We start from the raw sequence: 24251 nt of genomic DNA, 5'->3' as shown, positions 1-24251 counted from the left end.
GTACTGCCGCATTACGCGGATCAGGGGCACGGCGCCGGTACGAGGAGCGGGGTTCCCGCGGCCGAAGGGCGGGCGCTCAGGAACGCCGGTTCCGTCAGGGGCGCAGGGCGATCCCTCCGGCTGCGGGTGCGGAGAGGCACCAGCTGGGCCGGGCCTCAACCGCTGGCGGTGCGGAGCAGGTTGCGTACCCGGTCGACCAGCCCGGCTCCGGGAATGAGGAGTTTGTTGACGGGCGAGGTGTTCGGGAGGGAGGAGTGGGAGCGGGTGGGGGCGGTTTCCCTGGCCCTGTGCACCAGCCGGCCGAGTTCCTCCAGCTTCTCGGGCGGAAGGTTGGCTGCGAGTTTCGGGAACAGTTCGTGTTCTTCCTCGCGCACGTGGGAGGCGACCTCGAACTTCAGCTTCGCGAGCGTGTCGTTGAACCGCGGGTCGTCGACGCCCAGGTCTTCGAGGTCCCTGAGCATGCGCTCGGCTCTGGCGTGGTCGGCGAGTTCCTTGTCCGCCAGGGCCATCCCGTGGGGTACATGCTTGCGGACCGCGGGGTAGAGGTGCAGTTCCTCGGCGACCGTGTGCCGTACCAATTCCGCGGTCAGCCGGGCCGCGAGCTCCCGCCGCCGGGGATCGTCGACCGGCTGCAGCTCGATTTTCAAAAACAGAGCCTCCAGCTCACGGTGATCGGCCGAGAGCTCCGCGATCACATCGCCACCAGGTTCCATCGCGACACCACACCTCTCCTCGGGTTGATCACCCCTCGGGGGGCAAGCACACAGACAACACACCCTGGGTGCAAAACCCGCGCCACGCGCGCGACAACCACGCCGTACTCACCCCTCCGGCCCACGGCTCCGTGATGCGATCACCGCCGTCCCGCCCCAGGATCGGAATACGGGCAAGGGGCAAGCCCTGCACCTTGCTCCGCAAGGTGCGGGAGAGGTCCGGCAAGATCGCCGTCGCGAAGTTCGGGTGGCACAGCCGCGAAAGGCTCTGGCTGCTCCGGTACGTGGCGACGCGATCGTGCTGCACGCGATGCGGTGGCCCGAGGACACCACGGAGCGGCACAACCAGGCCTGCGGTCCGGGGAGCGAACTGCGTGCCATTGGAGTGGGCTCTTCCGGCTTGCTCTCGAGCCGCAGCCCACACCGGGCAGGTAGCCAACATCATGGTTGTTCGGCCGCAGGCAGAGAGAGAACAGACAATGGCTGGCGTGGAAGAGACAGTCGTAGGAGCCGGGCGCACGGGCGGGGACGCGTCGACGCCCCGCACACCATGACGGAGCACCGGAACCGGGGGTGGCACTTACCGGGCGCCGTCGCCCGGCGTGCGGGTCTGCTGATCGTGCTCCTTCTCGGTCCGGGACTCGTGGGGTGCGGCAGCTCCGGCGGGCGTGCTTCGGACGCATCCGCCGCCGCGAGGGAATTCGAGCGGGCCGTCGGCGCCGGTGATGCGGCAGCCGTGTGCGCGGCCCTGGCGCCAGAGACCCGCAACGAGGTGACGGAGTCCGAAAAGGCGGCGTGTGCCGACGCGATCCTGAAAACAATGCCCCCTGCAGGGGGGCCGGCCCGTACGGTCGATGTCTACGGTCGGCAGGCGCGGGTCGTCCTCACGTCGGACACCCTGTTCCTCTCGCAGTTCGCCGACGGCTGGAAGGTCGTCGCCGCCGGGTGCCGGCCCCTGACCGGTCGCCCGTACCAGTGTTCCGTCAAGGGTGGGTGAGGCGGGTGCGGGTCATGTTCACCCTGCTGCTGGGCGCGGTAGTGGCGGGCCTTGCGTATTTCATCGCAATCGGGCTGATGCACCGGTGAGGCCATGCGAAGTCGCAGGTCGGGATGGGAGGATGCATGCGTCGTTTCCTGCGTGACAACGGGCTGAGCCTGGGCTTCGGCACCGCCTTCGTGCTGGCTCTCGCGGGGCAGGCCCTCGCCGGGCACGCGGAGTTCAACAACCAGCTCGTGACCGACGGCCTCGCGCGCATCGGGTTCGGCGCCTATCTGATGTCCTCGGACTTCGCCGTCGATGTGACGGAGAACTGGCAGTCGGAATACCTGCAGTTCTTCCTCTACATCTTCGCGACGGTCTGGCTGCTGCAGCGTGGTTCGCCCGAGTCGAAGAAGCTGGACAAGGCCGGTACCGAATCGGACCGGGAACAGTGGATGGGCGCATACGCCCGCGAGGATTCTCCCCGCTGGGCCGGCATCGGCGGAGCCCGCCAAGCGTTGTTCAGCCGCTCCCTCGGCCTGGTCATGGCCGGACTGTTCCTGTTCTCCTGGCTGGCCCAGTCCATCGCGGGCGTCGCCGCCTACAACGAGCAGCAGTTGCGCTCGCTCCAGGCCCCCATCGGCTGGGGCGGCTACCTCGTTTCCGCCGACTTCTGGAGCCGCAGCCTGCAGAACTGGCAGTCCGAACTCCTGGCGGTGGCTTGCATGGCCACCTTCTCCGTATATCTGCGCCAGCGCGGATCCCCCGAGTCCAAACCGGTCGGAACACCTCACGGGACCTCCGGAGTCGAGGGATGACGCGTCGGTGGCCGGGGGTTCCAGCTCCGTACCGGCGAGTCGTAGCGGGCCAGGAATTCCGCGACCCGGGGGCCGCCGTGGTGGTACTCCTCGGGGGTGGCGTCGCCGGGGGCGCCGAACTGGAAGAGGTACCGGTCGTCGACGGTCGTGGTGGGCCGGCTCAGGATGCAGTCGACGGCGACGAACAGCCCCAGGGGCCAGGCGCTCCCGGACGAACCGGCGGTACGCGCCGGGCAGGAGGCGCCATTTGACGCGGAAGTACGTCATGTCCGCGATCATGAGCCGGTCCTGGTTGGGGTCGTGCATGTGGTGCAGGACCAGGTCCGGGTTGGCGGCGAGGAGTTCCCGCCCGGCTCCGGCGACGGCGGCGAGGTCGCCTCGGGGGTCGTCCACGGCGACGCCCCGGCGCCGCATCGGAAGGAGCAGTGTCTGGGGAAGCCACGCGGCGTCCAGTGCTGCCGCCAGATGGGTCAGTGCGCCGTTGCTGGACCCGATGAAGATCACCGGGTAGCGGCGTCGGGGGTAGTGCCCGGTGACCCAGGTGGCGAGTTCTTCGGAGCGGACGGCGCCGGCCGAGGAGAGCGGCACCGCGCCCGCCCAGCCGCTGAGCGCGTAGGCCTTCTCCCTCGCCGGGACCGGCAGCCGGTTGAGGGCACCGAGGAGGCCGGACAGCGGAAGTTCCAGGGCGGCGGGGGCCTGACCGGGGCCCGGATTCTCCCGGCCTCCCAGGAATCGGGAGAGCGCACGCAGCATGCCGGTCGAGGAGTCGAACGCGGCGACCGCCCCGGACGCCTTCATCTCCCGCTCCCCCGGTCGCCGTCGACCGCGACCGGCCCGCACCGGTCAGCGAGGAACTCCCGTACGGTCCGGGTCAGTTCGACGGGGCGCCGGTGGGGGACCATGTGTCCGGCCTCCGGGACCACGGCCAGCCGGCCGGACGGCAGCAGTGCGGTCGCTTCCTCCGCCCACTCCTGGGGGACCAGCCGGTCCCTGGCTCCGCGCACCACGAGCGTGGGTACGTGGACGTGCGGCAGCTTGTCCTCGACGCGGTCGCGCAGGGCCTCGGAGAACGCCCACCGTACGCGCGCAGACCGGCGTCACGGTAGTCGGCGATGTTCAGGCGGGCCAACGAGGCCCGTTCGTGGGGCGCGTTGCGCAGCCAACGGCCCAGTTGCCGTACGACCGTGCGGGCCCCGAGGCCGACCGTGGGCCCCACCAGGACGAGCCCCGCGACGCGGTCGGGGTGCCGGACCGCGACGTCGACGGCGACCTGGCAGCCGAAGGAACCGCCCAGCAGCACCACCGGCTCCGGTCCTGTGGCGGGCAGCCACCGGGCGAGCGCGTCCGACAGCGCACGCAGCGGCATGCGGCCGGTCGGCCCTTCGCTCGCGCCGAAGCCGGGCAGGTCGACGGCCCAGACGTCGTGGTACCTGCCGAGGGCCGCCAGAAACGGGCGGAAGGACCTGCTGGAGATACCGGCGCCGTGCACGCACACCACCGACGGTCTTCCCGGCCCGGGCACGCGCCGGCCGACCATCGGGGAGCCGTTCACCGGCACGCTGACGCGTCGCATGAGCGTCGGCACCTCGTTCCTCGCCCGGGTCGTACGGGCGCTCGGGTCCGTCACAACCTCTCGGCCGTCGTCCGTGGAGACGTGTATCACCGCGGCACGCACGGCAAACAGCGCTCATCCCATCGGGCCTGCGGCCGAGCCGGACCGCCTCCGCCCTCAGCGGGTGCCCGGGGCCGGCCACGCGAGGACATCGAACAGGGTCGTACCGACCAGCATCCAGGCCGCGTAGTCACCGACGTGTCCCGAGTGCAAGCGGCGCAACGGCGCGATCCACGGGTGTCCCTCGCCGGCCGCCGGTCTTCGCAGGGCTCCGGCGGCGACCACTGTGAACCCGGTGAGGACCGGCAGCGCCGATGCGACAAGCGGCCGGGGGTTCATCGTCGCGCCACGGCCCGCCCGGCAGCTCGCCCTCGGATGCCCGCGGCCACGGCCACGGCGCCGAGGGCGAGCGCCGGGCAGGCCGTGCGGGCGTGCCGGGACCACCATGCCTGGACGGAGCTCTTACGGGCGCTGTCGTCGAAGACGCCGTGGGCGCCGTGGTCACGCGCGTCCTCGCCGTCGCCGTCGAGCGGCTCCCAGAGGTTGTGGGGCCGGTGTGCGGGGGCGGACCTGTCGGTCTGCTGCGCGTCGTACCCGGTGCGGGCGAGATAACGGTCCAGCAGTCCGGCTGCCGTCTTCTCACCAAGAATGGTGAGCAGGGTCGAGGCGCCCACGTAGTACTGCTTGCGTCGCGGGTGGTCCGCGGCGTGCACGACGGCGCGGGCGGCCACCTCCGGTTGGTAGACGGGCGGGACGGGCTGCGGATGCCGGGGCAGGCGCGACAAGGTCCAGGAGAACTGGGGTGTGTTCACGGCGGGCAGTTGCACCACGGTGATCCGCACCCGGCTCTTCTCGTGGAGGAGTTCGGTGCGGACCGACGAGGTGAACCCGTTCACCGCGTGCTTGGCACCGCAGTACGCGGACTGGAGCGGGATGGAGCGTGTCCCCAGCGCCGAACCCACCTGCACGATCGTGCCCGTCCCCCGGGGCTTCATCCGCGCCAGCGCCTCGCGGGTGCCGTTGACGTATCCGAGGTAGCTGACCTCGGTGACACGGCGGAACTCCTCCGGTCCGATCTCGGTGAACGGTGCGAAGACCGAGGTGAAGGCGACGTTGACCCATACGTCGATCGGGCCGAGAACGCTTTCGATGTGATCGGCCGCGGCTCGTACGGCCGCGCCGTCCGCCATGTCCGCGGGTGCCACGACCGCCTCGGCCCCCATCTCGTGAAGCTCGGCCGCGGCGGCCCGCAGCCCGGTACGGCCGCGCGCGACGAGCCCGACCCTGTCCCCCCTGCGCCCGAACTCGCGGGCCACGGCCCGCCCCACACCGGCGCTCGCACCGGTGACCACAACCGTTCGGGGCATTGCGCGGCCTCTCCTGACGACGGGGCGACGGGGAGGCCGACGCGCGACATCCGCACGCGACCGCGCCACCCCCACGCGCCGCACCTCCCACGGCACGGCACGGCTGGACTACCCGCTCCCCCACCGTCGCCCGCACGGACACCGGCAGAACACACCGCAATGGCCGATCGCGGTACCTCCCGGGCCTCAGCTGGCCTGCTCCAGCCGGGCGAAGACGCTGGTGTCCAGGTGCGCGAGGAGATCGGACGGGTTCCGGTACGTCTCGCACGCACCGGCATCCTCGAGTGCGGAGCGGCAGATGCCGCCGCTGAGCAGGGCGACAGCCGCGACATCGGCCTTCACGGCGGCGCGCATGTCCCACACCGAGTCCCCGGTGAAGACGGTCTCCTCGGCCGCTCCGCCGGCGATGTCCATCGCCCGGCGTACGGGTTCCGGTGCGGGTTTCCCCTCCTGGATGTCGTCGGCGCTCGTGGCCCCCGCGATGGCGTCGTCCGCGTCGACCGCCCGGCGCAGCGCTTCCAGCTCGTGCCCCGAAGCCGACGTGGCGAGGACCACCGTCCACCCTCGGTCCGTCAGCGCACGCAACAGCTCGCCCGCTCCGGCGAGCGCGGGCAGTCGCTCGAAGCAGGTGGCATAGAGGGCACTGTGGGCGTTGTCGAGGTGCGTGTCCTGTTCGCGGTCCCGGTCCTCGCCGAGGAGCCTGTCGAGCAGGTCGTCGGAGCCGAGTCCTATCGCACCGTGCACCTCCCTCATCGGAACGGTGTGCCCGCCTTGTCTCAGCGCTTCCCACCACGCCGTCACGTGCAGGTAGTTGGTGTCGGTGAGTGTGCCGTCGACGTCGAACAGTGCGGCTCGTGTCATGGCTGCGCCTTTCGTCGTGGCGTTGGTGCGGTGGCTCCGGCCGGTCCGCGGGCGGATCCCTCAGATCTCGCGCAGGGCCGGCAGCAGTTCCCTCTCGGCCCATCGGAGGAAGGGCAGTTGGTGCGCACCGCCGATCTGTACGAGGGCGAGCTCGGTGAATCCGGCGTCGGTGAAGCGGCGTACGGCCCGGACGAACTCACCGATGTCGTTTCCGCACGGCACGGCCTCCGCCATGTCGTCAGGGCGTACGTACGTGGTGGCCTGCGCGAAGGCGGTGGGGTCCGGCAGCTCGGAGTTGACCTTCCATCCCCCGACCGACCAGCGGAACTGCTGATGGGCCCGTTCGACCGCGGCGTCCCGGTCGTCGTCGTAGCAGACGGGCAGCTGTCCCATGCGCGGCTTCCCCGCGCCGCCGAGCCGGTCGAAGGAGTCGAGCAGTTCGCGCTCGGGTTCGGTGGCGATGACGAGGTCGGCCAACCGGCCGGCGAGGTCGCAGGACCGCGGGCCCGAGACCGCGACCCCGATCGGCACCCGGGTGGCGGGCAGGTCCCAGAGCCTGGCGCGATCGACGGAGAAGTGCCGGCCGTGGCGGTTGACGTATCCGCCGTCGAAGAGCGCCGCGATGATCTCCACCGCTTCTTCGAGCATGTCCAGCCGTACGGAAGCCGCGGGCCATCCCGCGCCCACCACATGCTCGTTGAGGTTCTCGCCGGAGCCCAGCCCGAGCCGGAACCGCCCTTCGGAGAGCTCCTGGAGCGTCACGGCCATCTGGGCCACCACCGCGGGGTGATAGCGGCAGGTCGGGCAGGTCACGTACGTCATCAGCGGGATCGACGACGTGGCCTGGGCCGCCGCACCCAGCACGCTCCACGCCTGAGGCGCATGCCCCTGGGAATCCAGCCAGGGGAAGTAGTGGTCGGAGGTGACGGAGAAGTCGAAGCCGGCCCGCTCGGCCGCCACCACGTGTTCGACGAGCGAACGCGGTCCGGCTTGTTCGGTCATCATCGTGTATCCGAATTGGGCCATACAGGACCCTTTGCCTGCATTGTCGAGTTGAAACCTCCCCTGCGGTCCGCCCGGCCCCGGCTTCTCGGCCCGCGTGCTCCGGCCGTCTCCACCGCGCCCGCGCACCTGAGAAGAACTACGTTGGAAGAGGGCGGGGCGTCACGCATCGGAGGGTTCGGCATGGCCCGGGGAAGCGGCAAGGACAAGATCAAGGGCAAGGTGAAGGAGACCATGGGGAAGTTGACCGGCGACCGTCGGCAGGAGGTCGAGGGGAAGATCCTGCAGGTCAAGGGCAAGATCAAGAAGAAGATGCGATGAGTGGGGCCACGACCGGCCCGCGCCGCCCCCGTCGGCCGCGCGAGGGGCCGCGCGGCTGACGGAGGAGGCCTGGCAGCCGATGTCTGGCAGAGGCCCGCGCAGGGTCGGGGTGAGCGGCTGGACGTTTCGGTACGCCGAGACTCCCAGGGCGCGACGGTGCTGCCTGTGCTCCGGGTGGCGGCTGGGCAAGTCGGTGCTGATGGATGCCGAGGGCGGCGACCACAGTCATCCGGTGCTCGGGTCGATGTCGAGACCGGTCAGGTGGTGCTGGGGACGGAGTCCCTGGTCATGTGAGCGCCACTGCCGGCCGTGGTTCGTGGAAAGTGCCGTCGCGGAGCATCGCGAGGAGAACGACGGCCGGCGTTCGTCGAGACAGAGGATGGCTTGGGTGCGGTGGGTGCCCTGAACGATCTTCTTGCTGCGGAAGGCCCTGGACGCAGGGTCGGCCAGGGCGGCGAACACGGACAGGAAGAAGGCCCTTTCGAGTTGTTTGTCGCCCCGGCTGGACGGTTGCACGTCCGATCGGAACCGCGGGGTGGGTGGTCTCCTCGATCATGTCGAGATTGTGCGCGATGCGGTCACGCGCTCCGATGCTGGGGACGATGGTCGACGATCCGTCCGCCCGGATAGCGCATCGGCCAGTCGATGCGCGGAGGGTTGACGCGCAGCCAGGGGTCCTGCCGTGCGATGTCCCGCCCCGTGCGTGTCATCTCCGACCGGATCTCGGTAACGCCTGTGGCAGGCGAGGAGAGGATCGCGTATTCGAGGGGCCTCCTGTCGGGGTTGAAGGCCACGTTGCGGCTGCCGTGCGCGGCGCCGTCGACCACGTTCAGGCCGATGGTGAACCGGCCCTTTCGAACGGCGGGTCCGCCCAGCTCTCGGCCCATTCGGTCCCGATCCGGCGCAGCCGTCACGGCCCCAGAGCGGCGTCGATCGCGCCGGCGGCGACGGGGTCGGCGGCGTTTTCGTCGGCCATCGCCCGGGCGCGCACGCGCGAGCGCATCGAGGCGTGCGCCCTGCGCCCTGTCACCGCGATATGCATGATCAGCACGCCGGGAGCGGATCGAGTGTGCGCATCCGCCCGCCCGTGAGGATCGTGCTGGTCACAGCTTCCCTCCGCGACTGACGGCGGTGTCCGATGCGCACACCGCACCGCAGCTCTCCTCCATAGGGAGAAAAAAACTTCCTCCACCTGTCCCGGTACGATGAACTCCGTGACAACGCCCATGCGCGAGCCGCGGATGGCCCGAGGGGCCGCCCGCCGCGAGGCTCTCCTGGACGCCGCGACCCGATTGCTGGCGCGGGAGGGCGCACGCGCCCTGACCCACCGGGCCATCGCGGCGGAGGCCGGCACCACCCACGGCATCGCTCGCTACTACTTCGGCACCCTCGACCAATTGCTCGACGAAGCCCTACGACGATTGGCCACCCAGCAGATCGAAGAGGTGCGCGTACTGTTCCACCAGTTGCCCGAGGTCGACATCCCGCAGCGGATCACCCGCATCGTGCAGTACGTGACCGGATCCCTGGCCCGTGACCGGGACTCCGGCATCGCCCGGTACGAGTTCTTCCTGGAAGTCGCTCGCCGCCGCCAACTGCAGGACAGCCTCAACGAATGGGGAGCCACCCAGCGGGCGGCCTTCGCCGCCGAACTGCGCGGAGCCGGATCCGCGGACCCCGAGGCCGGCGCCGCGGATCTGCTGACCCTCATCAATGGGCTGCTTTTGGAGCAACTCGCGTTGCCCATCGACGACTTCGAAGAGGTCAGGCTGCGACCGGCCGTTGAGCGGTTCTTTCCGAAGGGCTGATCGGAGCGGCCCGGCGTCCGGGCGCGTGCGTGAATCGGCACCGCCGTTCCGACGGGCTCGCGGTGTTGTCAAAACTGCCCGGCCACACCGATGACGTCGGGTATCGGAGCCGTTCGGATGTCCCTTGAGTCAGCCGTCCGGTGCCGAGGCCGTCACGATCGGCAGGCCTGGATCAGGGCAGCAAGGACGGCATCCGGGTCGTGCAAGGGGCGGGCGCCGTCGGTGACGACTCGGCGTGTGCCGGGATCGACCGGGTTCGTCAATGCCCAGTCGGGGGATCCGATGTTGAGCTCGACTTCCAAGCCGGATGCCGCGGCAAAGCGCCGTTCGCCGAGCGGCCCCCAGGACCGGGTTCTCACGAGTTTGCCGAGGGCGAGTTCGTCGGCCCATGCGTGGTCGGAGTACCGGGATTCGTCCGTGGTGAGGAGGACGAGGTCGATGTCGGAGTCGGGCCGTGCAGCATTGCGAGCGCACGATCCGACAAGGAGGAGGCCGACGACATCGTGGCGGCCTGCGGCCCATTGTGTGATGCGGTCGATGATCTTTTCTGTTTCGGCAACCCGTTCCGGCGAGATCCCGGCCGGCCTACTCGCTGTCCGGTCGTCACGGTGCATTGTGTTGCCTTCCGGGTGCGTAGCGGTGGCTGACTTCGGCAGCGTAGTCGGCCCGGTCCCCGACGGAGACCCGTTGCCAAGGTGACTGCGGCGTCGATGTGGATGGCCGGGGTGCGGGCGGAGGCCCGGGGGCGGGCAAGGGGCACGGCCGGGGTCCCGGTGGGGAGTGGGAAGAGTGCGGTGCTGCGTGCCTGGCGGGGCCGGACGCCGAACCGGTCGAGGCATTGTGTCAGCTGCGGGGCACTGACCGGGCGTTCGGGTTGCCCGCCAGGGAAAAGCCGTGGAGAGGGCGCCGATGACCATGTGGCCCTTGCGGTTCCCGGCGACGGCGCGGGCCGGGGCGGCGAGGGGCTCGGGCAGCCGGACCGGGCATCACCGAGGTGGAGACGTACTGCCCGGACCTCACCGCCCGTCAGTTCGCCGCGGCGCACGAATTCATGCACGCCGGACCACCGGATCTCCTGCGGTGGAAGGGCCTGATCGACGGGGCGGGGCTGGACGTCAACCGGTTCACCCGTGCCTTCAAAGGCCCTGCCCGGCCAAAGCCCATACCGGGCAGCTCCCATACCACTGCCTGAGCGACTACGGGCGAGCCCAGCCGTCCGACCGCCGTGCGCCGGAAACCTCTCCATCGCCGCGACCACCGCCGGAGGCGGCTTCCCACGCCGAGAACCCCTCACTCGGAAGCGGTACGCGGCCGGTACCGCTCCCCCGCGCGACGCCTGGCTCCCCCTGCATTTCACCCCCACTTTTGTTCCCCGCACCCCCTTGTTGATCAAATGAAATACTTCACAGAACAGACATTCAACGTTCAACCAAATCTTGCGTAGAGTTCCGATATATCCGGACAACCCGGTACGCGTTCCGTGGTCGCCCACCCGGCAGTCACGGGAGGAAGAAGGAGAAAAGCAATGTTGAACCGTCTGATGGGACGGCGGATGGCCGCCGCAGCCGTTACCGCCGCCATTGCCGGTGGAGCGCTGCTGGCGGGTACGGGCGCAGCCTCCGCGGCCCCGCGCCCCGAGGCCGAGCGCACGGCGAACGTCTCTCACTCGGTGAGCGCGAGCGACCACGGACAGTGGGGCGACCGTCGCGATGACCGGGGCGAACGTCGCGATGACCGTGGCGACCGCTGGGGCCACGACAGCCGCAGGGACCACAAGGACCGCTGGGGCCACGACGACCGCAGGGACCGCAATGACCACCGTGGTCACGACCACCGCGGAGACCGTGATCACCGCTGGGACGGCTACCGGACCTGGTACCGCACCGGCAGCAGCTGGTACAGCGACGACCACGGCCGTCACTACCGTTACGACGGCCACCGCCTGTACTACTCGATCCACGGCACGTGGATCGTGGTGACCAGCCTCCCTCAGGGCTTCGGCCACCACCTCTTCCGCTGATCCCGGGACGCGCCGCACCGCCGTGTCTCCGCACGGCCGGCGGTGCGGCCGCCCGCCCGGTGCCCAGGAGTTGATCAGGCCATGGCCTACCACTTGGACAAGTCACTCGACATGCAGCTCGTGCTCGCCCTTCACGAGCACGTCACGGTGCCCGCCCACCTGCGCTACGGATCGGACGACCCGTACGCCGTGACCTTCGCCTTCCATACCGGTACGGAGTCACCGGTGACGTGGACCTTCGCCCGTGACCTCCTGGCCGACGGTCTCCTCCGGCTGTCCGGGGACGGGGACATACTTCTCTGGCCCAGCGGCACCGGACCCCACGCGGTGCTCAATATCGCCCTCTCCTCCCCCACGGGCAACGCCCGGCTCGCCGCCCCGCTCCCTGCGGTGACGGACTGGCTGACCCGCACCTACCGGCTGGTTCCGGCCGGGCACGAGACGGACGACCTCGACGTGGAGGCCGAACTGTGCCGCCTGCTGCACGGCACGAGCTGATGCGCGGCCTCGCGGGCGGGGATCGGCGCTCCGGGGCTCACCTCCCCTGCATGCTGTGATCCGTACGGTTTCACAGCTGTTTCGCTCCTTGACCGCCGTGGCCGTCGGAAGTGTGCGTGCCGTCGGCCCGAAAAGCCGGCCACAGCCGTACAACGGCCTTTCGCGCCGCCCCGTCCGCATTGCGCAGTGGGGTGGAGGATGGTCGAATTGTTGAGCGGCGAGGACGGCGAAAGCGTCCGGTCAGGACGTGGGCAGGAGCCGGATCCGCTTCCTCTTCTTCTGTGAGCCGTGCGCCGTGCGAGACGCAGGAGTGCGACGGTGGCTCGCGTTCCCGGCGCATTCCGCCGCCCGGGCAAACCGACGGAAGCACGAGGCATTGAAGGCCTTGAGGGCTGTTCCGTGAGTCGGTATCCCAGCGGTCGGGGTCACGGAAGCGTTCGCTGAACGCCGATGCCCCGCACCCGGCGCACCAAGGAGCCGAAGGATGACCAGCAAACCGATCCGTGACCAGGAAACCGACGGGCTGTTGACACCGAAGAACGCGGCGCTCGTCATCATCGACTACCAGCCGGTTCAAGTGAACTCGATCGACTCCATGGACCGGCAGCTGTTGGTCAACAACATTGTCGGGCTGGCGAAGATCGGCCGGGCCTACGGACTGCCGATCGTCCACTCGACGGTCAACGTCGCGACCGGGCTCAACAAGCCGCCCATCCCGCAACTGCGCAAAGCCCTCGAAGGTCTGCCGACCTACGATCGCACGTCGATCAATGCCTGGGAGGACCAGGAGTTCGTCGACGCGGTCGAGGCCACGGGCCGCCGGAAACTGATCATGGCAGCGCTCTGGACGGAGGCGTGCCTGACATTCCCCACCTACGACGCCCTGCACGAGGGCTACGAGGTGTACCCCGTGGTGGACGCGGTCGGCGGCACATCGCTCACGGCACACGAAACCGCCCTGCGCCGCATGGAACAGGCGGGCGCGCAGCCGATCACATGGACCCAGCTCCTGTGCGAGCTCCAGCGTGACTGGAATCGCAAGGAGACCGCCGACGAGTTCATGAAGCTCTTCATCGAGACCGGCGGCACGGCCGGACTGCAGTTCGCCAGCGACCGCGACCAGGCCTGAACGGCTGGGCGACGGCCGGATGCCGGGCGCGCGAAGGGCGGGCCTCGGCACCGGTTGACGCCCTCGTGGCACGATGATCATGCGCATGACCGAACTGTTGACCGCCGGTACACGCACAGTAAGGTGAGCGCATGGCCACGAACGCGCTCACACCTTCGGAGAAGGGCGCCGCCGCTCCCGGGGATCTCGTCCGGAATCTGGGAATCATCCTCCGGGGGTTCCAGACCCGTTTCGAGACGGCGATGGACGGGATGCCCGCGGGCGTGCGGGGGTATCACATCCTGTCGACCGTTGTGCACGGGGATCCGCCCAACCAGCAGGCGATCGGCGCTCACCTGGGGATCGACCGCACGGTCCTGACCTATCTGATCGACACCCTCGTCGACGCCGGACTGGTCGAACGCGTCCCCGACCCGGTGGACCGCCGGGCCCGGAAGATCGTGGTTACCGCCTCAGGCGCCGAGACGCTGGCCAGGTACGGGGAGCGCGTGGCCGCGGCGGAGGCCGATCTGCTGTCGGCCCTGTCCCCGCAGGAGGCCACGACGCTGACGGCGCTGACGGGGCGCCTGTCCATGCACATCCACCGCGCCCACCCGGGGGTCAACCCCTGCGAGGCGATGGACCACCTCTGACACCGTCCTCAGGGCGGGTGGCACCGCCCTCAGGGACAAAAGCACGGGTAATCACAGGTAATACGGAGCGGGTTGATACGGAGCGGGTCGCCGGCACGGCGGCCCGCTCCGGTGCTTCACAGCGGTGTCGTTCCGAGCGGTGGTCCGCTCCGGTGCTTCACAGCGGTGTCGTTCCGAGCGGTGGTCCGCCGCTCACATGCTGACGAGGGCGAGCGTGAGCACGACCGCCGAGGCGATGAGGAGAACGCCGGCACCGGGCGTTCCCTTGAAGTCCTTGACCCGCAGGTGGGCGATCACGGCACCCAGGAAGTACAGGACCACGCCCACGGCCGCCGCGACGCCGAGCGGACGGTAGCCGATCCCGACGAGCAGACCGGCCGCACCGGCGAACTCCAGAACGGCCAGCACCGGCACCATGCCGGGCGAGACCCCCACGGCGGCCATGACCGGCATGATCTTCGGGTCCTTGACGAGCTTGCCCCGGCCCGAGACGACCAGCATCAGCGACAGCAGGACAGCGAGAACGACATAGGCGACAGACATGGATTCTCCGGTGTGACGGGCGGGCCAGGCAGGCCCGGGGATTGAAGTGTGGTCGACCAATCATCGGTCTGGCAACTCATCTGCCGGACAGACTATATTCTGGGTGCAGGCGTTCACCACCGCCCTCACAGGAGGGCGCGGCCGGAATGCCCTCATACCTCCACGCGTTCCGCCTGCATCCACACTTGGCCGACCAAGTATGAACCTGCCGGGCCTCCCGGCGACTGTCGCGCCTGGTCAGGCCTCGATGCGTGCGCCGCTCACCTACCGAGTTCACCGCTCCCCCACCGAGGAGAAGTTCCGCATGTCTCTGTTCGAACCCGTACGCCATGGCCGTCTGACGCTGCCCAACCGCATGGTGATGGCCCCGATGACCCGCAGCCGGGCCCGGGTGGACGGCGTTCCCACGCCGAGCATGGCCACCTACTACGCCCAGCGCGCTTCGGCGGGCCTGATCCTGACCGAGGGCACCCAGCCGTCGTTGCAGGGGCAGGGCTACCCGATGACCCCCGGCATCCACACCGATGAGCAGGTGGCCGGGTGGCGCGGAGTGACCGACGCCGTGCACGCGGCCGGCGGGCGCATCCTCCTCCAGCTCCAGCACTCGGGGCGGGTTGGCCACCCCGGCGTCCACGGCCTCACCCCGGTCGCTCCGTCCGCCGTCCGCGCCGACGGGCAGATCTTCACCCCGGAGGGCCCCAAGGACTACGTCGAACCGCGGGCCCTGACCACCACCGAGGTCGGGGACGTCGTGACGGAGTTCAGGCGTGCCGCCGAGCGGGCGGTCGAGGCCGGTTTCGACGGTGTCGAACTGCACGGCGCCATGGGGTACCTGCTCCACCAGTTCCTCTCGGACAACGCCAACCTGCGCACGGACGTCTACGGCGGCTCGCTCCAGAACCGCATCCGCTTCGTCGTCGAAGTGGTCGAGGCCGTGGCGGGCACGGTCGGCGCCGACCGGGTGGGGTTGCGGATCTCACCCGCCAAGGCGCTCAACGACATCACCGAGGGCGACAGCGCGGCGCTGTACACCGCGCTGCTCGGTGAGCTGGCGCCGCTGGGCCTGGCTCACCTGCACCTGGTCGCCGCGGAGGACCAGGACGTCAACGACAAGATCCGTGCCGCCTGGCCGGGTCTCCTCATGGTCAACCCGCTCAACTCCTTCCCGCAGCCCCCCGAGGACGGCGGACGCGAGAACGCGGAACAGTGGCTGCGCCGGGGGGCGGACCTGATCTCGTTCGGCCGGGGATTCCTCGCCAACCCGGATCTGGTCGCACGCTTCCGGGCCGACGCACCGCTCAACGCCCTTGTTCCCGAGGGCCTGTACGGCGGCGGTGACGGCGGTTACATCGACTACCCGGTGCTGGGCGAATCCACGGCCTGACGCCCCGAGGCCCGCAGGGGCCGCGGTCCACGGTGTACTGCGTCGACACCCGGTCGCGGCCCGCTCGTCCTTTCTCCCCGTTCGCATCCCGTGAGGTGAGCTCTGTCATGTCTTTGCCCGTTTCTCAACCTGCACCCGGGCGGTGGAAGGCGCTGCTGTTCATCGGCATCGCCCAGTTGATGGTGGTGCTGGACGGCACGATCGTCAACATCGCCCTGCCCGCGGCTCAGCGTGACCTGGGCTTCTCCGACGGCAACCGGCAGTGGGTGGTGACCGCCTACGCGCTGGCGTTCGGCGGTCTGCTGCTCTTCGGCGGCCGGATAGCGGACTTGTGGGGCCGCAAGCGCGCCTTCACCATCGGCGTCATCGGCTTCGCGGTGGCCTCCGCGCTCGGCGGGGTGGCCGTCGACACCAGCATGCTGCTGGGGGCACGTGCCCTGCAGGGTGCCTTCGGCGCGATGCTGGCACCGGCCGCGCTGTCGCTGATCACGGTGATGTTCACCGAGCCGAAGGAGCGGGCGAAGGCACTCGGCATCTACGGGGCGATCGCCGGCGCCGGCGGCGCGGTCGGCCTGCTCCTGGGCGGCGTGCTGACCGAGTACGCCAACTGGCGCTGGACGCTGCTCGTCAACATTTTCTTCGCCGTCATCGCCGCTGCCGGTGCCGTCCTGGTGATCCACGATCCGGCGGGCAACCGCAAGGACGGCAGGCGCCTCGACATTCCCGGAGTGCTGCTCGCCTGCGCCGGGCTGGTGTCGCTCGTCTACGGGTTCACCCGGGTCGAGACCGACGGCTGGCGGGCCCCGGTCACCATCGGCCTGCTTGTCGCGGCGGTCGTGCTGCTGGCCGCGTTCGTCGCGACGGAGAGCCGGGTCAGGGCCCCGCTGCTGCCGCTGCGGGTGGTCGGCCACCGCAGCCGGGGCGGCGCCTACGCGGCAGTCGCCATCTCGACGATCGGCATGTTCGGCCTGTTCCTGTTCCTGACCTTCTACCTGCAGGTGGTGCTCGGCTACAGCCCCGTCATCACCGGTGTGGCATTCCTGCCCATGGTGGCCGGCATGATGATCGGCTCCACCCAGATCGGCGCGCGGCTGACTCCCCGGGTGGCTCCCCGGCTCCTGATGGCACCGGGCTATCTCCTGGCCGCAGGCGGTCTCGCCATCCTCGCGCAGATCAAGGTCGACAGCTCCTACACATCCGTGGTTCTTCCCGGCATGGTGCTGATGGGCCTGGGTCTGGGCACGGCGATGATGCCTGCGATGAACCTGGCCACCCACGGGGTCCGGCCGCAGGACGCAGGGGTCGCCTCCGCCCTGGTCAACACCTCTCAGCAGGTCGGCGGCGCGATCGGGGTCGCCCTGCTCAGCACCATCGCCACCAGCAGCACCGATGCCTACACCAGGGACCACCTCCACGCCTTCTCCTCCCAGAAGGCGGCCGGCGTGCTGAAACTGCAGGCCATGGTTCACGGATACGCCACCGCCATCTGGTGGTCCGCGGGCTTCCTGGTCCTCGCCGCGCTGTTGGCCTTCGTCCTCATCGACCACCGCCATCCCAGAGCCACCGGCGACTCGGCGGCGGTACGGCCCTCGGTGGAGGAGGAGCCGGTGACTGCCCCCTGAGGGCCGCTGGGCAGAACCTGTCCTGCTGCCGGGCGCGGGTGTACGGACAAGGGGCCGCGTTCGTCACCGCAGTGGCGGGACAGGGGGAACTGCCGGTCAGCGCTCGGTGGGTCGCAGCCGTCGAGGGGAACGGGTCACCGCGGCGACCGGCAGCCGAAGGGGCTGGTGCCCCTGGCGGAGGAGGGCCGCCTACAGCGGCACGATGACGAGGGCGGTGTCATCCCTGATGATGCCCGCCGACGGCGCCGGCTCCGTCAGCAGGGCATCGGCAAGATCCTCGGCCTCGGCTCCGCAGTGGCGGGTCAGGGAGTCGGCGAGCCGGGCGAGGCCGGTGTCGATGTCCTCGGCCCGGCGTTCGACCAGACCATCGGTGTACAGCACGAGAAGTGCGCCCTCGGCGAAGGGTGTTGTGGCCTGCGACCGGGAGCCGTGCTCGATGCAGGCGCCGAGTGGCGGGTCGGTGGCCCGGTCCAGGAATTCGACGGTGCCGTCGCTCCGCAACAGGGCCGGCGGCAGGTGGCCGGCGCTGCTGCAGGTGATGCAGTGGGTGTTCCAGTCGATGAATGCGTGGGCCACCGTCGTGTTCTCGGCCCCTGTGACGGAGCGGGCGTACAGCTCCAGGATCTCCAGGGCGCGGGCCGGATCGCCGCAGGAGCGCGAGACGGCGCTGAGAGCGCTGCGCAGTTGCCCCATGACGCTGGCCGCGTCCAGGCCGTGGCCGACCACATCGCCCACGGCGACGCCGAAGCGGTCGCCCGGCACATCCACCAGGTCGTACCAGTCGCCTCCCACGTCCAGCGCGTCGATGGCGGGCCGGTACCGCACGGCCACCGGATGGCGTCCGACCGTGCGCGGCGCGGGCAGCATCGCCTCCTGCAGGCTCAACGCGACGGCGCGGGCCCGGATCAGTTCGGTGACCTCCTCCACCCGGTGCAGCAGAAGCGCGACCCGTCCGTCCGGGCCCGGGACAGGGATGTTGGTCATGCTCCAGAAGCGTGCCTCTGCCGCCCGGGGCCGGAGGGTGGCATCCGTCGGGTCGAACCGCTGCAATTCCATGGTCTCGGGCCTGCCGGTCCTGGTGACCCGGCGCAGGGACTCCTCGATGTTGCGCGCCACGGCCGCGTTGGGATGGTTCGGCTGGTCGGCGTAGTCGTCGGGCATGTACTGGCCGATCACGTGCTCGCGGCTGCGGTTGATCACCCGCAGCCATTCCTCGTTGACGTCGGCGAAGAACAACTGCGGGGTCAGGAGAGCCACCGCCCCCGGAAGGGCCTGGAACACCGCCGTGTAGTCGATCTCTGGTTCCTTCATGACTGTCCCGCCCGGACGCAGTGGGGCCCCTCTTACACCATGTCGGATCCATGCGGCATGCGCCTCTGGCGGGCCGCGCGGTCGAGGTCGGCGAGCAGGCGTTCGGCGTCCGTCATCAGTGATCCGTACACGTGCCACGCACCCGGCTCGTGCAGGGTGCCCTGCTCGATCTCGCCGGTCATCCTGGTGTGCCACGCGGCGGCGTCGTCGATGGCCCGGTGCAGTCGCCGACGGGCGCCGTCCTCGGTGGAGTCGTCGGCCGGTCCGGGGGCTGCGAAGTACTTCATCGCCCCGGCCGCCGCCTCCAGGGTTGCCGCGTACCGGTCGAGGAACATCTGGGCCGGGCGGGAGCCGGTGTCCTGGCCGTCGGCGGTGTCGGCCAGGGTCCGGGCGATGCCACGGACCTGAAAGGTGATCCGGTGCAGGGCGTGCAGTGCCCTGCCGTGGCCCGGCAGCTCGTGTCGCCCGCGGACGACGGCGCACCGGGTGTTCCAGCGCAGGCTCTCCTGGCTCTCGCGGACGTCCTCGTGCGCCCGCATCGCCAGGTCCTCCAGGCGCCTGCCCCTTTCCAGCCAGGTCTGCGCACGGTCCGCGTGCTGTCGTTCCCGCAGCCCGTGGCCCATGTCGAGGAGCAGTTCCCCCGTGGCCGCGGCGAGACCCCGCACCGCGGAGTCGGAGGCGCTCAAGTGCACGGGAGGCAGGATGAGGGCGTTCACCACGATCCCCACCACCGCACCCGTCAGCGTCGCCGTGGTCAGTGCGACCACGTGGCCCACCGGTACGGCTGTTGCCGCGGCCAGGGCGAGGACCGCCGTGGAGGCGACCTGCAGACGGCTGTCGGAACCCCTTCGGCCCGCGACGACCAGCGCGATCGCCGGAATGGCGGCGGCGCTCCCCGCAGCCGGGCCGAGCAGCCACACGACTGCCACGGCCACCGACAGCCCGGCCGCCCGGGTCGCCACGCTGCGCAGCGCCTGGGTCACGGAGCGGTAGACGTTGGGGGCGCTGACCATGGCCAGTGCGGTGGCCACGGCGAGATACCGCTGCTCGTCCGGAAGCCACCACGAGGCGGTCTGCCAGGCCAGAAGGGCCGCGATCAGGACCTTGGCGGTCCGTACCGCTGCGGGCCGCGCCGACCGGAAGGCTCTCGGCGGCCACCAGGCCCGGTCCGTGTTCCGCCTGCGCACCACGACGGCCTGGCCCCGTGCGAGGACGTGTGCGGTCATGCTCCCGGCCCCCGCTCCATCCACAACGGTGACATGCCCTTCGTGGGACGGGCAGCCGCCCACGCGTCCCCCGTCGCGAAGCGCCCGGCGGCCCCGGGGCCTGAAGCGGTGGTGCCCTCGCCGCGACGGGTGGCCGGAACCGTCACGAAGGCCGTGACGTCTGCCGGAGGCCGCCCGTCCCGCTTCGCGGAAGGCGTGATGGCCGCCCGGTGAGCGGAGGCCCGGTCCATGGTCCTTCTCCTTGGTCGGCATGCGGTCGTGCGACCGCGGATCGGCGCTCACCCGTCCGCGGTGGGACATGCGGGACACCGGCGGTCATCCGGGCCGGTGGGCCCTGCACCGGGTTGTCGGACCGGTGCAGGGGCCGATTCCCCGGGGGCGGGGGGGGTGAACGAGGAGGGTGTGGGTGTGTCCGTCAGTGACGGGTGTTGTGGTCCTGGGCCCAGCGGATCTGGTCGAGGACCCACTGGCGGCGGAGGTCGTCATCGCTCATCCGGTGCTGGTTGCCGTGGTGGTCCCGGTCCCCGTGGTGGTGGGCGCCGTGCTGGTGGGTGCGGTGGGCGTGGCGGTCGCTGTCGTGCCCGCCCCGTCCTTCGTTGCGGTGGCCGGGGCCGTCCTGGTGGTGGGCGCCGGCGGCGGGTGAGGACACGTGGGAGACGGTGGCAGGCCGGTCGCCGGTGGTGATGGGGGTTGCGGCCGAGGCGGAGCCTCCGGTGGCCAGGAGTCCGGCCGCGACTGCCACGGAGGCCATCGCGACGGCAGCGCGGCGCGCATACGTGAATGCCATGGGTTGTTCCTCTCGCCTGCCCCGTGACCTGCATGGGCAGAGTCGCGAGCTGACTGGAATCGGACACTTGCGACACTACTGCGAGATAGTTGAGCATAAAACTAATTTGGCTGTGAGGAGGGCCACGCCCCGCAACCTCCAGGACGGCTGTGCGACGGGCAGCCCCGGCTCGGCGTCGGCACGCACGAAGTCCGCCCTCACCTTCGCTTCGGACGCCCCGGACAGCGTCTGCACGAGGGCGGCCACGACATCGGTCCGGCCCTTCCCCGGCGCCCAGGCGATGGCCGTGTCAAGTTTCTTCGCAGGACCGGGAGATGATGGCTCCGTCTGCTCATGCCCGATCCTCCTGCGCCGCGGCCATGCTCGCCTCGATGGCCTCCTCGTCCGACATCCCGCTCCGCGTCAGGTCGCGCGAGCGCCACGGATCGTCACTGCTCGTCCAGGTGCGGTTGATCGCCTCCTGCAGTCGGGACAAATAGGCCTCGCCGTCGCGTTCGTACTGCCGCATCTCGGCGGCGTCCAGGCGGATCAGCCTCGTGCCCTCCACGGCGCTGTACCAGCAGCGCGCGTTCATGAAGAGATGCTCACCCATGGCGAACAGGACCCAGCTGTTGCCGTCGGTCGCGATCCGTTCCGGGCGCTGCGCTTCCCGCGCGATCCGGGCGGCATCGCCCCACTGCTCCACCGGCGGGACCCGCTCCGGAGGCCGGCGACGGGCGTCGTCGAGCGAGAGGTGCTCGAAGGTCGGGTCCGCGTCGCGGTGCAGCGCGAAGAAGATGTGCCGGTGGCAGACCGTGCATCCCAGCTGTGCCTCGACGTGTTCCATCAGTCCGGAGTCGTGCAGGCGGAGCATGTCGCCCAGCGCCACCCGGTTGTGCGTCCGGCGGAGACGGCCGGCGGCGACCCCGGCACGCAACGCCGCGATCGTTGCGTCCACGTCGACGCCACCGGCCGCCGGTGCCGTCCTGATCAACATGGCCGCGCAGCCGGTGCAACGCTCGTCGGCGGGATCGGTCCTGGCGTACGTGTCCTCCGCCGTCACCTGGAGGAGCTTCAGGCGGCCCGGCTCGTCCTTCTTGGCCCATCCGTCGTAGAAGACCTTCACGAACCCGTCCCCGACGGAGTAGGTCGGGTTCGGGCCCGTGCGTCCGGTGATCGGCTTGCCGAGTGCCTCCTCGACCTGGCTCTTCGAGGCGTCCCGGCTCAGCCCGGGGATCAGGGTGCCGAGCCCCGTGAAGCCGCTCGGTGCGGCCTCGGTGGGCTGGACGTGGAAGAGGATCGCCGCCACCGCCCCGTCCCGGAGCATGATCTCGCCGCCGGAGCGGAACGTCAGATACCGGTCGTGGTGTGCGGGCGCGCCGACCTCGAACTCGCTGATCACCGGGTTCGAGCCGAGCAGGTCGATGACACGCCGCACGGCGTCGTCGCCCTCGGCCATCAGAAGGGCCTCGTTGTACGGCTCGAAGGCCTGCCGCACCGCGGTTGCCCGGGCCGCTGCCCTGCGTTCCGCCTCCTGCACACGCCGGGCGCGTTCCGCATCGCTGACGATCAACGACTCGACGCCGAACCACAGCCTCTTCTCGAACGCCTCGCGGTCCCGGAAACGTGTCAGGTCGGCCTCGCACAACAACGCCAGTGAATCCCGGAGACCGCCCCGAAAGCGCTTGTTCATCATGGTCAAGTACTGCTCGACCTCGGAATCGGTGCCCCCGAGGACCATGTCGATGATCCGTTGGCATTTTCCCGGCGGGCGCGCCGGCGCGGCGTCGGGGTGGAAAACAGCGAGTTCACCGTAGAGCACGACGAAGACGGCCCAACGCCGAAGTGCGCTGCGCTCCGCAACGGCGATGTGCTGCGCGGTCACCGCGAAACAGAAACAATCATGCCGACCGTTCCGGGCGACCTGCACGTTCAGCATGCCGTGACCGTCCTGGTGGACGTCGATGAACGGCTCGTCCCCCACCTGGTCGGGCAGCAGCCACAGCCGCCGTACGCCCCTGCCGGGCGCCCGGCCCCGCGGGCTTCGCTTCCTGCTCATGGCTCCTCCTCGTGCGTCTCACGCTCGCGCCGGCCCCTCTTCCTCGCGAGGGCCCGCTGCGTCTCCGGTGTCTCGACCATCCGTGCCGGCGTCCAGAAGATCGCCGCCGCGCTCGCCATCGTGCCAGCGCGGCCCTGCACGGCTCGGCGGGGCCCTCGGTGTCGTTCTCGCCGATGACCACAGGCCGTTAGCCTGTCGGTATGTCAGAGCGTGTCATGCCCGGTCGCCCGGACGGCCTGATCACCCTGGTTGACGCGGACGCTCTGTGGGTCGATTTGACGGCCGACAGTGCTGTGCCGACGGCTTCCGCGGCGTTCACCTGCTCCCCTGCCCGTGCCGAGGTGGGGTACGTGCTGCTCGGCAGCCGTGTGGTGGCGACGGTGAGGACGAACGACGGTCGGTGGAGCGTTCCGGAGGCCGAGGTGCGCCGGGCCGCCGCGGAACTGAACGCGGTGGGGATGGACCGGCAGGACCTGGTTCGCATCGGCCCGTTCCGTGGGGTGCCGAGACAGGAGCACCACGAGGAAACACCGCTGCGTTGGCGCCGGCGCATCCAGGGGGAACTGCAGGAACTGAGCAGTCACGAGCGGGCAGCACGGCGTGAAGTCGGCCGGCCGTACCATCTGGCGGGCATCGACTGGCGACAAATACTGGTGGAGCAGACCCGCGACGGGGCACAGCGCACGTGGTGGCTGCCGCGCGCTCCGGTCAGGCTGCTGGACGCGGCCGAGCACGCCGAGAAGCAGTGGACGCAAGCCGCACGCACCCGCCGGGTGAGTACAGCCGTCACCGAGCCGCCCTCCCGCCCCCGGCAGGCCCGAGAGGCCGGCGGCCGGCAGGCGACGGGCCCCGAGGGCCCCGCCGCCCCACTGCGCCCGTACGGCAAAGAGCTGGAAGGCCAGTTGTACTCGGTGCTCAGCAGGAAGCCCGGTACTTCCCGCAAGGTGGCCGGGTGGGCGTGCGCGGTCTGCCGCACCGCGCCCGCCACCGTGCTCGACCACTGCCACGAACACGGCTACGTCCGCGCCCCCGTCTGCCAGTCCTGCAACACCCAGGAACGCCCCGATCACCTGTACAGCAACGACATCCGCGTGGGGAGCCGCTACACACGCCTCTTCCACACCGACACCGATGACTGGCTCCGTCACTGGCACCGCTGCCCCGGCTGCCGCGCACGCACCACCCTGCCCCTGCCGCACCTCGCCGCATGGACCGCCCACGTGGCCTGCCGATCGCTGCGCCCGACCCACCCCGCGCCCCGCGGGCGCAAGCCCTGCGGTGGTCTGCGCGTGTCCTGGACGGGCAGTCAGAACGCGCCGCGTTCCTGCCTGCTCACCGTGGCCGTCGACTTCTGCCCCTCCGGCGAGCACCGTGTCCTGGCGCAAGTCCCCTACCGCGAAGCCGTCGAGCGGTTTCGTGCCTGGTTGGCCGAGACGGCCCCTGCCGTGGCCGCCGCGGCCGGCCCTGACCGCCTGGACGACCTCCCTACCCGGTTCCGGCCGGTCATCGCGGACACCAGCGGCAAGGACCTGGAACTGTTCTGAGCGGGCACGGGGATATCCGAGGAGTACCGACAGACC

Annotated in this window: 24 protein-coding genes and 2 pseudogenes; 11 read left to right on the top strand and 15 right to left on the bottom strand. The window is 70.3% G+C overall.

Features of this window, described 5'->3' with window-relative positions; genetic code table 11:
- Window positions 1-155: 155 nt before the first annotated feature.
- A complete protein-coding gene (locus OCT49_RS33365) occupies window positions 156-713 on the bottom strand; it encodes a hemerythrin domain-containing protein (protein WP_283855523.1) in 558 nt (185 codons plus the stop codon).
- 820 nt (window positions 714-1533) lie between these two features.
- On the opposite strand from OCT49_RS33365, the gene OCT49_RS33355 reads away from it, so the two are divergent.
- Window positions 1534-1710 carry a hypothetical protein gene (locus OCT49_RS33355; protein ID WP_283856041.1) on the top strand — a complete coding sequence of 59 codons (177 nt, stop codon included), beginning with the start codon at window positions 1534-1536 and terminating at the stop codon, window positions 1708-1710.
- A 125-nt stretch (window positions 1711-1835) separates the two neighbouring features.
- Entirely contained in the window at window positions 1836-2510 is a 675-nt protein-coding gene (locus tag OCT49_RS33350; protein WP_283855522.1) for a DUF6766 family protein, read from the top strand.
- A gap of 874 nt (window positions 2511-3384) precedes the next feature.
- Here OCT49_RS33350 and OCT49_RS33345 read toward each other — a convergent pair.
- From OCT49_RS33345 to OCT49_RS33325, 5 genes and pseudogenes are all read right to left on the bottom strand, one after another.
- A pseudogene (locus OCT49_RS33345) lies at window positions 3385-4047 on the bottom strand (alpha/beta fold hydrolase); the annotation flags it as partial.
- Window positions 4048-4239: 192 nt separating this feature from the next.
- Window positions 4240-4461 carry a hypothetical protein gene (locus OCT49_RS33340; RefSeq protein ID WP_283855520.1) on the bottom strand — a complete coding sequence of 74 codons (222 nt, stop codon included), beginning with the start codon at window positions 4459-4461 and terminating at the stop codon, window positions 4240-4242.
- A complete protein-coding gene (locus OCT49_RS33335; RefSeq protein WP_283855519.1) occupies window positions 4458-5489 on the bottom strand; it encodes an SDR family oxidoreductase in 1032 nt (343 codons plus the stop codon). The genes OCT49_RS33340 and OCT49_RS33335 overlap by 4 nt, the downstream gene beginning before the upstream one ends.
- 186 nt (window positions 5490-5675) lie before the next feature.
- Window positions 5676-6350 (bottom strand): HAD family hydrolase, encoded by a 675-nt coding sequence (locus tag OCT49_RS33330; protein ID WP_283855518.1) that lies wholly within the window; start codon window positions 6348-6350, stop codon window positions 5676-5678.
- A 60-nt stretch (window positions 6351-6410) separates the two neighbouring features.
- Window positions 6411-7376, bottom strand: coding sequence for an LLM class F420-dependent oxidoreductase (locus OCT49_RS33325; protein ID WP_283855517.1), 966 nt, complete (start codon window positions 7374-7376; stop codon window positions 6411-6413).
- Between the two features lie 159 nt (window positions 7377-7535).
- Between OCT49_RS33325 and OCT49_RS33320 the strand changes: the two genes are divergently transcribed.
- Window positions 7536-7673, top strand: a complete 138-nt coding sequence (locus tag OCT49_RS33320; protein WP_391729310.1) for a CsbD family protein — start codon at window positions 7536-7538, stop codon at window positions 7671-7673.
- A gap of 286 nt (window positions 7674-7959) precedes the next feature.
- Here the strand turns inward: OCT49_RS33320 and OCT49_RS33315 are convergent.
- From OCT49_RS33315 to OCT49_RS33305, 3 genes and pseudogenes are all read right to left on the bottom strand, one after another.
- Window positions 7960-8171: pseudogene (locus tag OCT49_RS33315) on the bottom strand (IS110 family transposase); the annotation flags it as partial.
- A gap of 80 nt (window positions 8172-8251) precedes the next feature.
- Window positions 8252-8560, bottom strand: a complete 309-nt coding sequence (locus OCT49_RS33310) for a hypothetical protein (protein ID WP_283855516.1) — start codon at window positions 8558-8560, stop codon at window positions 8252-8254.
- A gap of 23 nt (window positions 8561-8583) precedes the next feature.
- Window positions 8584-8724: a hypothetical protein gene (locus tag OCT49_RS33305; protein WP_283855515.1), complete on the bottom strand. Its 141-nt coding sequence runs from the start codon at window positions 8722-8724 to the stop codon at window positions 8584-8586.
- Window positions 8725-8887: 163 nt separating this feature from the next.
- On the opposite strand from OCT49_RS33305, the gene OCT49_RS33300 reads away from it, so the two are divergent.
- Window positions 8888-9481, top strand: a complete 594-nt coding sequence (locus tag OCT49_RS33300) for a TetR/AcrR family transcriptional regulator (protein WP_283855514.1) — start codon at window positions 8888-8890, stop codon at window positions 9479-9481.
- A 152-nt stretch (window positions 9482-9633) separates the two neighbouring features.
- Here the strand turns inward: OCT49_RS33300 and OCT49_RS33295 are convergent, their stop codons facing one another.
- Window positions 9634-10095, bottom strand: coding sequence for a nucleotidyltransferase domain-containing protein (locus OCT49_RS33295; RefSeq protein ID WP_283855513.1), 462 nt, complete (start codon window positions 10093-10095; stop codon window positions 9634-9636).
- A 911-nt stretch (window positions 10096-11006) separates the two neighbouring features.
- Between OCT49_RS33295 and OCT49_RS33290 the strand changes: the two genes are divergently transcribed.
- From OCT49_RS33290 to OCT49_RS33275, 4 genes are all read left to right on the top strand, one after another.
- A complete protein-coding gene (locus tag OCT49_RS33290; RefSeq protein ID WP_283855512.1) occupies window positions 11007-11501 on the top strand; it encodes a hypothetical protein in 495 nt (164 codons plus the stop codon).
- A gap of 81 nt (window positions 11502-11582) precedes the next feature.
- Complete coding sequence (locus tag OCT49_RS33285) at window positions 11583-11999, top strand: SsgA family sporulation/cell division regulator (protein ID WP_283855511.1); 417 nt, start codon at window positions 11583-11585, stop codon at window positions 11997-11999.
- Between the two features lie 484 nt (window positions 12000-12483).
- Complete coding sequence (locus OCT49_RS33280) at window positions 12484-13128, top strand: hydrolase (RefSeq protein WP_283855510.1); 645 nt, start codon at window positions 12484-12486, stop codon at window positions 13126-13128.
- Window positions 13129-13259: 131 nt separating this feature from the next.
- The gene (locus OCT49_RS33275) at window positions 13260-13760 is read left to right on the top strand and encodes a MarR family winged helix-turn-helix transcriptional regulator (protein WP_283855509.1); all 501 of its coding nucleotides are present in this window, start codon (window positions 13260-13262) and stop codon (window positions 13758-13760) included.
- 192 nt (window positions 13761-13952) lie between these two features.
- On the opposite strand, the gene OCT49_RS33270 is transcribed toward OCT49_RS33275, so the two are convergent.
- Window positions 13953-14303 (bottom strand): DoxX family protein, encoded by a 351-nt coding sequence (locus tag OCT49_RS33270; RefSeq protein WP_283855508.1) that lies wholly within the window; start codon window positions 14301-14303, stop codon window positions 13953-13955.
- Window positions 14304-14607: 304 nt separating this feature from the next.
- On the opposite strand from OCT49_RS33270, the gene OCT49_RS33265 reads away from it, so the two are divergent.
- Both OCT49_RS33265 and OCT49_RS33260 read left to right on the top strand, forming a co-directional pair.
- Window positions 14608-15687: an alkene reductase gene (locus tag OCT49_RS33265; RefSeq protein WP_283855507.1), complete on the top strand. Its 1080-nt coding sequence runs from the start codon at window positions 14608-14610 to the stop codon at window positions 15685-15687.
- A 107-nt stretch (window positions 15688-15794) separates the two neighbouring features.
- Window positions 15795-17309, top strand: a complete 1515-nt coding sequence (locus tag OCT49_RS33260) for an MFS transporter (protein WP_283855506.1) — start codon at window positions 15795-15797, stop codon at window positions 17307-17309.
- A gap of 189 nt (window positions 17310-17498) precedes the next feature.
- Here the strand turns inward: OCT49_RS33260 and OCT49_RS33255 are convergent, their stop codons facing one another.
- The 4 genes from OCT49_RS33255 to OCT49_RS33240 form a co-directional block, all read right to left on the bottom strand.
- Entirely contained in the window at window positions 17499-18620 is a 1122-nt protein-coding gene (locus OCT49_RS33255) for a PP2C family protein-serine/threonine phosphatase (RefSeq protein ID WP_283855505.1), read from the bottom strand.
- Window positions 18621-18652: 32 nt separating this feature from the next.
- A complete protein-coding gene (locus tag OCT49_RS33250; RefSeq protein WP_283855504.1) occupies window positions 18653-19846 on the bottom strand; it encodes an aromatic acid exporter family protein in 1194 nt (397 codons plus the stop codon).
- Window positions 19847-20261: 415 nt separating this feature from the next.
- On the bottom strand, window positions 20262-20633 hold the full coding sequence (locus tag OCT49_RS33245) for a hypothetical protein (RefSeq protein ID WP_283855503.1): 372 nt from the start codon (window positions 20631-20633) through the stop codon (window positions 20262-20264).
- Between the two features lie 331 nt (window positions 20634-20964).
- Window positions 20965-22671: a hypothetical protein gene (locus OCT49_RS33240; protein ID WP_283855502.1), complete on the bottom strand. Its 1707-nt coding sequence runs from the start codon at window positions 22669-22671 to the stop codon at window positions 20965-20967.
- A 200-nt stretch (window positions 22672-22871) separates the two neighbouring features.
- Here OCT49_RS33240 and OCT49_RS33235 point away from each other — a divergent pair, with 200 nt between their 5' ends.
- Window positions 22872-24215: an endonuclease domain-containing protein gene (locus OCT49_RS33235; protein ID WP_283855501.1), complete on the top strand. Its 1344-nt coding sequence runs from the start codon at window positions 22872-22874 to the stop codon at window positions 24213-24215.
- Window positions 24216-24251 lie beyond the last annotated feature (36 nt).

The sequence above is a fragment of the Streptomyces sp. ML-6 genome (assembly GCF_030116705.1).
In the GTDB taxonomy this organism is placed as follows: domain Bacteria; phylum Actinomycetota; class Actinomycetes; order Streptomycetales; family Streptomycetaceae; genus Streptomyces.
The sequence above is the reverse complement of the archived record's forward strand: the minus strand, read 5'-3'. Positions and strand labels throughout refer to the sequence as shown.